Source organism: Kribbella sp. NPDC051137, from assembly GCF_040682535.1.
GTDB lineage: Bacteria > Actinomycetota > Actinomycetes > Propionibacteriales > Kribbellaceae > Kribbella > Kribbella karoonensis.
In genome coordinates, this window is sequence record NZ_JBFBBI010000001.1 from 767,814 (window position 1) to 780,603 (window position 12,790).

General features: G+C 69.6%; 10 protein-coding genes. 7 read left to right on the forward strand and 3 right to left on the reverse strand.

Going from position 1 to position 12,790, the window contains the following annotated elements; genetic code table 11:
- Window positions 1–10: 10 nt before the first annotated feature.
- Complete coding sequence (gene uxaC, locus AB0M51_RS03670; protein ID WP_363747965.1) at window positions 11–1,423, reverse strand: glucuronate isomerase; 1,413 nt, start codon at window positions 1,421–1,423, stop codon at window positions 11–13.
- Window positions 1,424–1,557: 134 nt separating this feature from the next.
- Between uxaC and AB0M51_RS03675 the strand changes: the two genes are divergently transcribed.
- Genes AB0M51_RS03675 through AB0M51_RS03700 form a run of 6 tightly spaced genes read left to right on the forward strand, consistent with a single transcriptional unit; the run spans window position 1,558 to window position 8,007 of the window.
- The gene (locus AB0M51_RS03675) at window positions 1,558–2,547 is read left to right on the forward strand and encodes a LacI family DNA-binding transcriptional regulator (RefSeq protein ID WP_363747967.1); all 990 of its coding nucleotides are present in this window, start codon (window positions 1,558–1,560) and stop codon (window positions 2,545–2,547) included.
- Between the two features lie 57 nt (window positions 2,548–2,604).
- Window positions 2,605–3,813: an extracellular solute-binding protein gene (locus tag AB0M51_RS03680; RefSeq protein WP_344201508.1), complete on the forward strand. Its 1,209-nt coding sequence runs from the start codon at window positions 2,605–2,607 to the stop codon at window positions 3,811–3,813.
- Window positions 3,810–4,856: an ABC transporter ATP-binding protein gene (locus AB0M51_RS03685; protein ID WP_363747970.1), complete on the forward strand. Its 1,047-nt coding sequence runs from the start codon at window positions 3,810–3,812 to the stop codon at window positions 4,854–4,856. The genes AB0M51_RS03680 and AB0M51_RS03685 overlap by 4 nt, the downstream gene beginning before the upstream one ends.
- Window positions 4,853–5,758 (forward strand): sugar ABC transporter permease, encoded by a 906-nt coding sequence (locus AB0M51_RS03690; protein WP_344201503.1) that lies wholly within the window; start codon window positions 4,853–4,855, stop codon window positions 5,756–5,758. The genes AB0M51_RS03685 and AB0M51_RS03690 overlap by 4 nt, the downstream gene beginning before the upstream one ends.
- The gene (locus AB0M51_RS03695) at window positions 5,755–6,600 is read left to right on the forward strand and encodes an ABC transporter permease subunit (protein ID WP_363747973.1); all 846 of its coding nucleotides are present in this window, start codon (window positions 5,755–5,757) and stop codon (window positions 6,598–6,600) included. The genes AB0M51_RS03690 and AB0M51_RS03695 overlap by 4 nt, the downstream gene beginning before the upstream one ends.
- Before the next feature lie 30 nt (window positions 6,601–6,630).
- On the forward strand, window positions 6,631–8,007 hold the full coding sequence (locus tag AB0M51_RS03700; RefSeq protein WP_363747975.1) for a mannitol dehydrogenase family protein: 1,377 nt from the start codon (window positions 6,631–6,633) through the stop codon (window positions 8,005–8,007).
- Window positions 8,008–8,038: 31 nt separating this feature from the next.
- Here the strand turns inward: AB0M51_RS03700 and AB0M51_RS03705 are convergent, their stop codons facing one another.
- Window positions 8,039–9,643 carry a right-handed parallel beta-helix repeat-containing protein gene (locus tag AB0M51_RS03705; protein ID WP_363747977.1) on the reverse strand — a complete coding sequence of 535 codons (1,605 nt, stop codon included), beginning with the start codon at window positions 9,641–9,643 and terminating at the stop codon, window positions 8,039–8,041.
- 136 nt (window positions 9,644–9,779) lie between these two features.
- Window positions 9,780–11,474: a right-handed parallel beta-helix repeat-containing protein gene (locus AB0M51_RS03710; RefSeq protein WP_363747979.1), complete on the reverse strand. Its 1,695-nt coding sequence runs from the start codon at window positions 11,472–11,474 to the stop codon at window positions 9,780–9,782.
- Window positions 11,475–11,547: 73 nt separating this feature from the next.
- Between AB0M51_RS03710 and AB0M51_RS03715 the strand changes: the two genes are divergently transcribed.
- Window positions 11,548–12,759, forward strand: a complete 1,212-nt coding sequence (locus tag AB0M51_RS03715; RefSeq protein ID WP_363748495.1) for a glycosyltransferase — start codon at window positions 11,548–11,550, stop codon at window positions 12,757–12,759.
- Window positions 12,760–12,790 lie beyond the last annotated feature (31 nt).

Sequence of the window (12,790 nt, forward strand, 5' to 3'; positions counted from 1 at the left end):
TTGCGAGAGACTACCTGTTCGAGAGGTACGTGTCCTTCGCGAGGTCGTACGCCAGCGCCTTCGCGACCTGCAGCGCGTCGTCCTCGTCCAGCCGGTGCTGTACGACGAGGTTGGCCAGGTAGCTGGCGTCGATCCGGCGGGCCAGGTCGTGCCGCGCCGGGATCGACAGGTACGCCCGGGTGTCGTCGACGAACCCGGACATGTTGTAGAACCCGGCCGTCTCGGTCACCAGCTCACGGAACCTTCGCATGCCGTCCGGGCTGTCCAGGAACCACCACGGTGCCCCGAGCCGGAGGGCCGGGTAGACGCCGGCCAGCGGCGCGAGCTCCCGGCTGTAGACCGTCTCGTCCACGGTGAACAGCACGAGCCGGAACCCGTCCGCGTGCCCGAACCGCTCCAGCAACGGCCGCAGCGACCGGGTGAACTCGGTCGCCACCGGGATGTCGTGCCCCTGGTCCGGGCCGTACGTCGCGAAGACCGCCGGGTCGTGGTCCCGCAGCACGCCGGGGTGCAGTTGCATGACCAGCCCGTCCTCGGCCGACATCACCGCGAACTGGTACAGCATGTGCCCGGCGAACACCGCGGCGTCCTCCGGCGACGCCTCACCCTTCAACGCGGCCGCGTAGATCCGGGCGGCCTCCTTGTCGTCGAGCGGTACGGCGGCGGCGCTCAGGTGGCCGTGATCAGTCGCGCGGGCACCAGCGTCGATGAACGCCTGCCGCCGCTGCCGGAGCGCCTGCAGGAACCCGTCGTACGACGTGGTGTCGACGTCGGCCAGCTCGCCGAGCCGGGCGACCAGCTGCGGCCAGCCGTCCCGGTCGACGTGGGCGACCGCGTCCGGCCGGAAGGTCGGGACCACCCGGCCGGGCAGCTCCTTGTCCAGGCTCGCGTGCTGGGCGAGGTCGTCGGTGGCCGGGTCGGTGGTGGAGATCAGCTCGATGTTGAACCGGTCGAGCAGCGCGCGCGGGCGGAACTCGGGCTCCGCGAGCCGCGCCATGATCTGGTCGTACAGCTCGTCGGCGGTCTCCGCGGACGGGTGCACGGTCAGGCCGAGGACCTCGGCGAACTCGTGCTCCAGCCAGTACCGGCTCGGCGTACCGAGGAACAGGTGCCAGTTGGCGCAGAACTCGCGCCAGATCTCCCGCGGCTCCGCGGTCTGCTTGCCGTCCCGGCGGGGCAGGCCGAGTTTGCCGGGGGAGACGCCCTGGGAGACCAGCATCCGGGTCACGTAGTGGTCCGGGACGACGAGCAGTTCGGCCGGGTCGCCGAACGGGGCGTCGGCGGCGAACAGCCCGATGTCGACGTGGCCGTGCAGGCAGAGCAGCGGCAGGTCCTTCGTCGAGTCGTGGATCCGGCGCGCGACGTCACGCGCCGGACCGGCCGGCAGGGCGCGGTCCGGATGGGGCTGCAAAGCCTTCGGCATCTGTCCTCCGATGAGCGGGTCTGAAACAGGTACTGCAAAGGATTGCAGTCGATCCTTGTCCGCACAATACCCGGGTTCTTGACACAAACTGCAACCGATTGCAGACTCATGGCCGACTAATGAAGGAGGCGAAGGTGGCGGCGACGATCCGGGATGTGGCGCGGCTGGCCGGTGTGTCGGCGTCCACGGTGTCCCGTGCGCTCTCGCTGCCCGGGATGGTGAACGCGGCCACCCGGGCCCGCGTGGCCGCCGCCGTCGAGCAGCTCGGGTACGAGCCGAACCGGGCCGCCCGCGGCCTGATCACCGGCCGCACCGGGACCATCGGCCTGGTGGTGCCGGATCTGGCCAACCCGTTCTTCGCCAGCCTCACCAAGGGCGTCCAGGCGCGCGCCCGCCGGCACGACGTCGCCGTGTTCGTCGCCGACACCGACGAGGACCCGACCGCCGAGTCGGGCCTGGTCCGGGCGCTGTCCAAGCAGGTCGACGGCGTCGTCCTGTGCTCGCCCCGCGGCAGTGACGAGGAGCTGGCCGCGATCGCCCAGGAGACAACGGTCGTCCTGGTCAACCGTGCGGCCGCGGGCCTGCCCGGGGTCAGCTACGACAACGAGGACGGGATGCGGCAGGCCGTCGCCCATCTCGTTGCCCTCGGCCACCGCCGGATCGCCTGGGTCGGCGGCCCGGCCTCGTCCTGGTCCACCCAGCACAGAGCGGTCGGCCTCCGGAACGCGGTCGAGGCGCTGCAGGTCGAGCTGGCGCCGGTCGGCAACTTCGCGCCGACGTACGAGGGCGGGATGGCGGCCGCGGACCAGGTCGCCGCGACCGGCGCGACCGCGGTGATCGCCTACAACGACCTGGTCGCGATCGGCCTGCTCGCCCGGCTGCACAGCCGCGGCATCTCGGTGCCCGGCGACCTCAGCGTGGTCGGCGTCGACGACATCGCGATGTCCCGGATGGCCCGGCCCGCACTGACCACGGTCCGGCTGCCGAAGCAGGAGGCCGGCCGGGTCGCGGTCGAGCTCCTGCTCGCCCTCCTGGACGACCCGGACGCCGCGAGCACGACCCACGGGGACCTGCACGGGGAACTGATCGTCCGGGACTCGACCGGACCGGCACCACTGAAGTGATCACCCCGGCCGGCGTTCGCGCCGCGCCGGGCCCGCCTTTGATCAAGGAGATGTCCGATGCAACTGCAGCGGAAGTTCGTTGCCGCCGCCGGCCTGTTGGCGTTGCTGGCCGGTTGCGGCGCCCCGACCCCGAACAAGCCCGCCGCCGACAGCGGTGGCGACGTACCCGACAAGCCGTCGAAGGCGGTGAGCCTGAACATCCTCGACGTGGCCGGCAACCTGCAGCTCACGCAGGGCATGATCGACGACTTCGTCAAGCAGCACCCGGACGTGATCTCGAAGGTCACGTACTCGAAGGGGCCCGCGCCCGAGCTGGCCGGCAAGATCAAGGCCCAGCAGAACGCGAACCGGGTCGACATCGACCTCGTGCTCACCGGGACCGACGGCCTCGCCGCCGGTCACGAGCAGGGCCTGTGGGTCGACCTGCTCTCGAAGTACAAGGACCGGCTGCCCGGGATGAAGGACTACCTGCCGCCCGCGGCGAAGATGCAGGAGCTGGCCGGCAACGAGGGCGTGACGGTCACGTACTACCCGTCCGGCCCGCTGCTCGAGTACATGCCGTCCAAGGTGCCGTCGCCGCCGAAGACGGCCGACGAGTTGCTCGCCTACGCGAAGGCCAACAAGGGCAAGGTCATGTACGCCCGCCCGGCGAACTCCGGTCCCGGCCGGACGTTCCTGATGGGTCTGCCGTACATCCTCGGCGACAAGGACCCGAAGGACCCGGTGAACGGCTGGGACAAGACCTGGGCGTACCTGAAGGAGCTCAACCAGTACGTCGACTTCTACCCGTCCGGTACGGCGGACACGATGAAGGCGCTGGCCAACGGGTCCGCCAACATCATCGCCTCGACCACCGGGTGGGACATCAACCCGCGGGTGCTCGGCACGGTCCCGAAGGAGGCCGCGATCACCCCGATCCAGGGCTTCCACTGGGTCACCGACGCGCACTACGCCGTCGTACCCAAGGGTGTGTCGACCGACAAGCAGGCGGCGATCCTGCAGCTGTTGCAGTTCATGCTGACGCCGGAGCAGCAGGCGAAGGCCTACGACAAGGGCTACTTCTACCCGGGTCCGGCGATCAAGGGTGTCCAGCTGTCGCAGGCGCCGCAGGAGAGCCAGGACGCGATCAACCAGTTCGGTCGCCCGGAGTACGACAAGCTGATTGCCGACAATCCGACAGAGGTGCCGCTGGACGCGAAGGCGCTGGTGGCGGCCTTCGACAAGTGGGACCGCGAGGTCGGTGGCAGCAAGGTCAAGGGCTCGTGAGCGGGTTCGCGCAGCTCAGGCTGGACGGGGTGACGCGCCGGTTCGGGACCGCCGACGCGCTCTCCGGGCTCGACCTGACCATCGAGCGGGGCGAGTTCATCGCCCTGCTCGGGCCGTCCGGTTGCGGGAAGTCGACAGCGCTCAACTGCCTGGCCGGGCTGCTCCCGCTGACCGCGGGTTCGATCTGGCAGGACGACCGGCGGATCGACACGCTGCCGCCGGAGAAGCGCGGATTCGGCATGGTGTTCCAGAACTACGCGCTGTTCCCGCACCTGACGGTCGGGGACAACATCGCCTTCGGGCTGCGGATGCGGAACCTGCCGAAGTCCGACGTCCAGCGGCGGACCGCCGACGCGATCGAGATGGTGCAGCTCGGTGACCACGCCGGCAAGCTGCCGGGCCAGCTGTCCGGCGGTCAGCAGCAGCGCGTGGCGATCGCCCGCGCGACGGTCCTCGAGCCGTCGCTGGTGCTGATGGACGAGCCGCTGAGCAACCTCGACGCCAAGCTCCGCCTGGAGATGCGCACCGAGATCCGCCGGCTGCACCAGTCGCTCGGACTCACCACGGTGTACGTGACGCACGACCAGGAGGAGGCGCTCAGCATGGCCGACCGCCTGGTCGTCATGCGGCTCGGCAAGGTGCAGCAGATCGGTACGCCGGAGGAGGTGCACACGAAGCCGTCGACGTGGCACGTCGCGGACTTCATGGGGTACCGGAACCTGCTGCCGTTGAAGGTGTCCCAGCTGAACGGCGACCAGGTGACCGTCGACCTCGGCGGGACGCCGGTCCGCGGCGCCGCCCAGGGCCCGGTCGCGATCGGCGACGACGTGATCGCGGCGGTCCGGCCGGAGGACGTGAAGCTCGGCGACGAGGGCGTGAAGGGCCTCGTCGAGGTGGTCGAGTACCAGGGCCGGGAACGGGCCCTCGAGGTGGCGCTGGACGGCGACGTCAAGCTGCACGTGCGGACCGAGCACCGGGTCGAGCCGGGGGAGCAGGTGGCCCTGACGGTGACGCCCGGGCGGCTCCTGGTGTACCCGTCGTGAGCGCGGGCACGGCCGGCGCGAGGGCCGGCGCGACCTGGCAGCACCGGCTGGCCGAGCGAGGCGTCGACCGGCGGCTGTGGTTGTTGCTTCCGGCTACGATCTTCGTCCTGCTGCTGTTCGTCTACCCGTTCCTGTACGGCCTCAGCCTGTCGTTCCAGCCGATGAAGGGCGGCGGCGTACTGGCGAACTACAGCAAGTTCTTCGGCGACGCGTACCAGCGGGACACGATCGCGACCACGCTGAAGATCGCCCTCCCCGCGGCCCTGCTGAACGTGCTGGCGGCGGTCCCGATCGCGTTCCGGTTGCGCGGCCGGTTCCGCGGGAAGCGGCTCATGACCACGATCCTCGTCGTACCGATCACGCTCGGCACGGTGCTCACCGCGCAGGGGCTGTTGAACTACCTCGGCCCGACCGGCTGGTTCAACCGCGTGCTGCTCAGCCTGCACATTGTCGACAATCCTGTCCGGCTGACCAACAACTACTGGGGCGTGTTCTTCTCGCTGGTCATCACCGGCTTCCCGTTCGCGTTCCTGCTGGTGCTGTCGTACCTGTCCGGGATCGACCCGACCCTGGAACGGGCCGCGGCGACACTCGGCGCGTCCCGGGCGCAGCGCTTCCGCCGGATCACGCTCCCGCTACTGGCCCCCGGCCTCGCGACGACCTTCTTGCTGACCTTCGTACTGGCGTTCTCCGTGTTCCCGTCGGCGGTCCTGGTCGGCAACCCGGCCGGATCCACCCGGGTCATCTCGCTGGCCGCGTACCAGGCGGCGTACGAGCAGTACGACTACTCGTACGCGTCGGCGATCGCGATGGTGATGGGCGCCGTCGAGCTGATCGTGGTCGCGATCGTGCTGATCTGGCGGTCCCGGCTGTACACCGGATCGACGGGAGGCAAGGGATGAGCGAGAAAGTGCGTTCGGTCCGCTCCACTCCGCTCGGCTGGGTGATCTGGGCCGTCGTGGCGTTCTTCTTCGTCAACCTGGCCGGCGTCGTGCTGTCGGTCCTGGTCAGCTCGTTCGGCCAGAAGTGGTTCGACACCTGGTTCCCGAGCGGTTTCACCACCAAGTGGTACGGCGACGCGTGGCACGAGTTCACGTTGTTCCACGTCATCGTCGTCACGCTGCTCGTGTCCGCGCTGGTCGTCGTACTGTCGGTCCTCGTCGGCGCGCCCGCGGCGTACGTGCTGGCCCGGAAGAACTTTCCCGGCAAGCGGCTGGTGTACCTGACGTTCCTGCTGCCGATCCTGATGCCGCCGATCACGTACGGCATCCCGCTCGCGACCGTGCTCTACAAGTTCGGCTTCGCCGGGCATCTGTCCGGGGTGGTGCTGGCCAACCTGGTGCCGTCGGTGCCGTTCGTGATCCTCACGATGACGCCGTTCATCGAGCAGGTCGATCCGCGGATCGAGGACGCGGCCCGGATGCTCGGCGCCGGGACCCGCTCGGTGTTCCTGAAGATCCTCGCGCCGCTGCTGGTCCCGGGGCTGCTCGCGTCCGGCATCCTGGTCCTGGTCCGCACGGTCGGGATGTTCGAACTGACCTTCCTCACCGCGGGGCCGGACTCGCAGACCCTCGTGGTTGCCTTGTACTACTCGATGTCCGCCGCGGGGATCCGCGCGCAGCAGTCGGTCGACGCGATGGCCGTCATGTACACGGCGATGATGCTGGTCCTGCTGGTGGTCGCGCTGCGTTTCGTCAACCCGACCCAACTGGTGGCCCGGGTGAAGGAAGAACCCTCCGAATAGCTGTGCTTCTCGAAAGAAAGGCCGTGTCGCTTGTCCAGGCTGAGTCTCACCAACCTCCCCGTCGCCCCCGCGGTCGACCCGAACGCGTTGTCGGTCGGCATCGTGCACCTCGGGATCGGCGCGTTCCACCGCGCCCACCAGGCCGTCGTCACCGAACGCGCGGCGGTCGCGACCGGCGAGACCCGCTGGGGGATCACCGGGGTGAGCCAGCGGTCTGCCACGGTCCGCGACCAGCTCGCGCCGCAGGACGGCCTGTACTCCGTGCTCGAACGCGGCCTCGGCGATCCGTCGATCCAGGTGATCGGCAGCGTTCGCGACGTACTGACCGCGCCCGAGGACCCGGAGGCGGTGGTGGCCCGGATCGCGGACCCGGCGGTGTCGGTGGTCACGCTGACCGTGACCGAGAAGGGGTACCGGGCCGCGGGCGGCGGGCTCGACCTGGACGACCCGGAGATCCGGGCCGACCTGACCGGGCGGCCGCCGCGGACCGTGGTCGGTCAGCTGGCCGCCGCGCTCGCCCGCCGGGACGAGCCGTTGACGATCCTGTCCTGCGACAACCTGGTGGCCAACGGCCCGTTCCTGCGGAAGCTGGTGACGGACTACTTCGACGCCCTCGGCAAGGTTCCGGCGGCGTTCGAGGCGACCCGGTTCCCGGCCGGCATGGTCGACCGGATCGTCCCGGCGACCACGGACGCGGACCGCGACGAGGCGGCCCGGATGCTCGGCGTCCGCGACGAGGCCGTGGTGGTCGCGGAGCCGTTCCTGCAGTGGGTGATCGAGAACGACTTCGCCGGCCCGCGACCCGCGTGGGAACGCGGCGGCGCGGTCCTCACCGCCGACGTCGCGCCGTGGGAGCAGGCGAAGCTGCGGATGCTGAACGCGACCCACTCGATGCTCGCGTACCTCGGTGCCCTCCGGGGCTACGAGACGATCGCGGAGGCGGTCCGCGACGAGGAGCTCGGCGGCCTCGCCCGGCAGCTGATGACCGACGACGTGATCCCGACCCTGACGCCGCCGGACGGTCTCGACCTCGCGGCGTACGGCGAGACGGTCCTGGAGCGCTTCGAGAACCCGGCCCTCAAGCACCGCACCCGCCAGGTCGCGATGGACGGCTCGGTCAAGCTCCCGGTCCGGATGCTCGGCACCGTCCGCGACCGCCTCGACGCGGGCGCCGAACCGCGCACCATCTCGCTCGCGGTCGCCGCCTGGATGGTCTACGTCCTCCGCACGCCCGACCTCGACGACCCCCAGGCCGCACGCCTGCAGTCCGCCGTCGCCGGCATCACCGACCCCGCCAAACTGGTCGACGCGCTGCTCTCGGTCGACACGGTCTTCACCCCCGACCTCCGCGACTCGACCACCTTCCGCACCCTCCTCACCCACCACGTCTCCGCCCTCACCCGCTGAACCCCACCACGCCATCCGCTGGCGGGCGGCCTCAGTTGGTGGGGAGGATGGTGAGGATGCCGGTGGCGGTGAGGACTGCTTTGCCGAGGGTGAAGACGCTGGACGTGTCCTGGCCGGTGGTGCGCCACTGTTTCGCGGTGTACCACTGGCCCGTCTTCTGGAAGCGGTCCGCGGTCAGGCTGTCGAGGACGTACAGGTTGTCGTCGAGGGTGACCGCGCCGGCCGGGATCGCCGCACCGGAGTTCTGCACCATCCCGGTCGCGGTGCTGCCGCCGCGCATCGTCACCCGGTTGCCGGAGACAACGATGTCGCGGAGCAGGTTCTGGCCCCACGGACCGGAGCCGCGGGTCCGGGACTGGATCGAGATCCCGTTCACGTTGTTCGCCACGACGTTGTCGCGGACCTGGACGTTCGACGACGTGTTCACGTTGATCCCGCCGCCGTCCCACAGCGACGTACCGGAGCCGCGGCCGGTGCCGAAGCCGTTGCCGCTGACCACATTGTCCTCGATCACACCGTTGCGGCCGATCTCGTAGCGGATCCCGTCCGCCGCATTGTCGACGATCTGGTTGTTGGCGAACGTCCGGCTGTCGTCGTACGCGTCGCTCCACAGCCCGACGCCCAGATTGTCGGCAATCAGATTGCCGGCGACCGAGCCGCCGGAGGACCAGGTGGTCTTGATCCCGCCGGACTCCCAGTCGGCGATCCAGAAGCCGTCGGTGTTGTTGCCGCTCACCTCGTTCGCGGCGATCGTGCCCTTCAGCGTGCTGTACTGCCCGACGCCGAGCTGGCCGTTGTCGTGGATCCGGTTCTTCTCCAGTACGGCGCTGTCCGCGTTCACCAGCATCGCGCCGACGGCGTGGTTCCAGCGGATGTCGTTCGCGTAAACGTGCCATCCGAGCCCGAGCACCACGGCGCCGGACTGCGGGGGAGTGGCGAAGTGCTCGATCGTCAGCCCGCGGACGACCACGTTGTTCCCGCCGGGCTCGATCGCGGTCGGTGTACGCGACATCTCGATCGCGTGCCCGAACGGACTGTCGCCGAGGTAGACGGCGTTCGCCGTGTAGTCCGCGTAGAAGGTGCCGGGGGCAACCTTGTCGCGGGACGCCACCCGGGTCAGGTGCCGGCCGTCGCGGAACACCTGCTCGCGGAGGTAGCAGATGTTCGCCTTGTCGTCCTCGCACTGCCCGGTCCGCGCGTACGCCGGCGGCAGTACGCCGGTGCTCACCCAGGCGCGGCTCGATCCCGTGGCGGCGGCCCAGCGGTTGAGGCGGACCGACCCGGTCAGTACGGCGCCGTCGTCGCTGGCGAGCACCTGGCCGGCCTTCGGGTGGATCGTGTCGCGGATCCGGTGCAGGCCGGCGCTGAAGCAGAACGTCGTACCGGCGGGTGCCTTGTCGACGATCTCGGCGGCGTCGTCGGTGGTGCTGATCGGTAGGCCGTCGCACGCGGGTGCCAGCGCGGGGCCGGTGCGGAACGTCCCGTCGTTCGGCGGCGTGGCGGCAGCGTGATCGTCGCCGGTCAACAGGCCGAGAACCTGATCGCCGACGTCGGGCGGTGTGCTGTTCGCGGGTAGCGGGCCGACGGCAACCAGGCCGGTGCCGACGACAACGACTGCCAGAAATGCGGTCTTCATAGCGGAGCCTCCGGTGGCACAGGTAGCCCTGAGCGCACCCCCCATGGCGCGGCTTCGCTACGCAGGTTACCCCTACGTCACGTAGTCATGGCAATACGTAGCGCACAAATATGTTGCGAAAGGCAAGCGGTCGCCGTCAGTTGGCGAGGAAGCTCCCGACCTTGTCCAGCCCCGCCCGCCGCCACCCGGCCGCCGTCAGCTTGGTGCCGAAGCGCGCGAACCGCTGGGTCCCGAGGCTGTCCAGCACGTACTTGTTGCCGCTGAACACCACCTCGCCCGCGGGAACCTCGGCTCCGGAGTTCTGGACCATGCCGGTTGCCTGGGATCCGCCGGTCATCTCGATGGTGTTGCCGCTGACCTGGACGTCGCGGAGCAGGTACGTGCCCCACGGCCCGCTGCCGCGTGTCCGGGACTGGATCGTCACGCCGTTGACGTTGCCCGCGACCCGATTCGCCTTGATCGTCACACCGGTCGACGTGTTCACGTTGATCCCGCCGCCGTCCCACAGCGACGTACCGGAGCCGCGGCCGGTGCCGAAGCCGTTGCCGGTGACCGTGTTGCCCTCGATGGTGCCGTTCCGGCTGATCTCGTAGCGGATGCCGTCCGCCGCGTTGCCGACGATCTGATTGTCGACGATCTGCCGGCCGTCGTCGGCGACGTCGGCCCACATCCCGACGCCCTTGTTCGCCTTGATCACGTTGCCGCTCACGGTGCCGGACGAACGGGTCGACTTGATGCCGCCGGACTCCCAGTCGGCGATCCAGAAGCCGTCGGTGTTGTTCGAGCTGACCACGTTGCGGGTGACGTTCGCCGCGGCCGAGCTGTACTGCCCGAGGCCGAGCTGCCCGTTGTGGTGGATCAGGTTCTTGTCGACGATCGCCTTGTCCGCGTCCACCAGCATCACGCCGACCGCGTGGTTCCAGGAGACGTCGTTCGCCGTCACCTTCCAGCCGGGACCGGAGACCAGCGCCCCGGCCTGCGGTGCGCTGGCGAAGTGCTCGATCGTGAGCCCCCGGACCACGACGCCGCGGGCGTTCGACTCGATCGCGGTCGCGGTCTTCGACATCTCGACGTCGTGCCCGGACGGGCTGCTGCCGAGGTAGACCGCGTTGGCCGCGTAGTCGGCGTAGAACGTGCCGGCCCGGACCGCGGACACCCCGGCGACTCGCGTCAGGTGGGCGCCGTCGAGGAACAGCTGTTCCCGCAGATAACAGATGTTCGCCCTGTCGTCCTCGCACTCACCGCTCTTGCCGTACGCCGCCGGCAGCACGCCGCGGACGACCCACGCCGATCCCGAGCGGACCCAGCCGCTCAACGGAACGGACCCGGTCAGTACGGCCCGCTGCGCACTCGCGAGGACCTGGTTCGCCTTCGGCCGGATCGTGCTGCTGATCCGGTGCACTCCCGCGGCGAAGCAGAACGTCGTACCGGCGGGCTCGGAGCTCACGATCGACTGTGCGTCCTGCCCGGGCTTGATCACCACGCCGACGCACGGGCCGGCGATCGCGGGCCCGGCCTTGTCCGAGCTGACCACGGGCGGCTTCGGGACCTTGGGCTCGGCAGGCTTCGACGGCTTGCCGGTCGTCGGCGTACCGCCCGGCTTCCTGGTGTGGTGCGAGCCGGGCTTCGACGAAGGGGCGGAGGTCGGCCTGGTGGTCGGTCGAGTGGCAGTGCCGGGACGATGCGAGGGCAGAACCCGTGACGCGGCCTGCTCGGACTCCTGGAACCGCGCCGCCGTCGTCGCCTTGTGCTCGTGCGCGATCACCGGCACAGCGGCCGCGACCACGGCCACCGCCGCGGCGAGCAGGCCTGCGAACCACCACTTCCTCAATGCACTCTCCTGGGAGCGGGCGAGACCAGGCTGTAGTTACCGCGGGACTTAAGGTAGTGCCATGCGGGTCGCAATGCTGCACAACCGTTACCGGACCGGTCAACCCAGTGGTGAGAACACCGTTGTCGCTCAAACGGTTGATTCGTTGCGGAAATCCGGCCATGAGATCGACCTCTACGCCCGGGACAGCGACGACATCGCGACCATGAGCCGGAAAGATCGCGCACTGTTACCGTTTCGTTCCGTCTGGTCATTTTCGGCGGAACGCGATTTAACACAGCTATTGCAGAAGCAGCGGCCCGACGTGGTGCACGTCCACAACACGTTCCCGCTGTTCAGCCCGTCGGTACTGCGCGCGGCGTACCGGCTGGACCTGCCCGTCGTCGCGACCCTGCACAACTTCCGGCTGCTCTGCGCGAACGCGGTCCTCCAGCGGGACGGGCGGCCGTGCGAGTCCTGCATCGGCAAGCTCCCGCTCGCCGCGGTCAAGCACAGCTGCTACCGCGAGTCGCGCGTCCAGACACTCCCGCTGGCGACCGGCATCGGCGTGCACAACTCCCTGCACACCTGGCAGCGGTACGTCGACACGTTCGTGGTGCCGTCCGGGTTCGTCCGTGACCGGTACGTCGCCGCCGGGTTCGACGCGGAGCGGTTCGTGGTGAAGCCGCACGCCGTACCGCATCCCGCCGGGGTACGCACCGGAGCGGGCGACGCGGTGGTGTTCCTCGGGCGGTTGAGCGAGGACAAGGGGTTCGCGGATCTCCTGCAGGCATGGGATTCCGGGCTCGGCCGACTGGTTGTCGTGGGAGACGGTCCGCTGCGCGCAGTGGCCGACGAACGGGCCCGGACGGACCTGTCGATTCAGGTACTCGGTCAACTACCGTGGGCGGCCGGCATGGATGTGCTGCGCTCCGCGCGCGCCGCCGTCGTACCGGCCCGTTCGTATGAGACGTTCGGACTCGTGGTCGTCGAGGCTTTCGCACAAGGAGTGCCGGTGGTCGCGTCCCGGCTCGGGGCGCTGGCGGAGCTGGTCGACGACGGACGGACCGGCGCGCTGACCGAACCCGGCGATCCGGAAGCACTGCGCAAGGCGATCGGGTTGGTGGCTGATCCCGTGACTTCGATAGCCTGCGGCGAACGAGCCCGCGAGGACTACCTGAAGCGCTTCACGCCGGAGCGCGATCTGGTGGCCACGGAAAGGATCTACACCGATGCGATCGCCCGGCACACCGCCCGCGGCAGGTCGAGCACGGGACGTTGGGCCGGTCGTGCCCGCCAGGTATAAGGTCACGCCAGATGCAGGGGGCGGCATCGGG

Excerpts from the sequence above, each read along its gene's own strand:
- uxaC (WP_363747965.1), bottom strand. The coding sequence starts at position 1,423 with ATGCCGAAGGCTTTGCAGCCCCATCCGGACCGCGCCCTGCCGGCCGGT.
- AB0M51_RS03680 (WP_344201508.1), top strand. The coding sequence starts at position 2,605 with ATGCAACTGCAGCGGAAGTTCGTTGCCGCCGCCGGCCTGTTGGCGTTG.
- AB0M51_RS03695 (WP_363747973.1), top strand. The coding sequence starts at position 5,755 with ATGAGCGAGAAAGTGCGTTCGGTCCGCTCCACTCCGCTCGGCTGGGTG.
- AB0M51_RS03705 (WP_363747977.1), bottom strand. The coding sequence starts at position 9,643 with ATGAAGACCGCATTTCTGGCAGTCGTTGTCGTCGGCACCGGCCTGGTT.
- AB0M51_RS03715 (WP_363748495.1), top strand. The coding sequence starts at position 11,548 with ATGCTGCACAACCGTTACCGGACCGGTCAACCCAGTGGTGAGAACACC.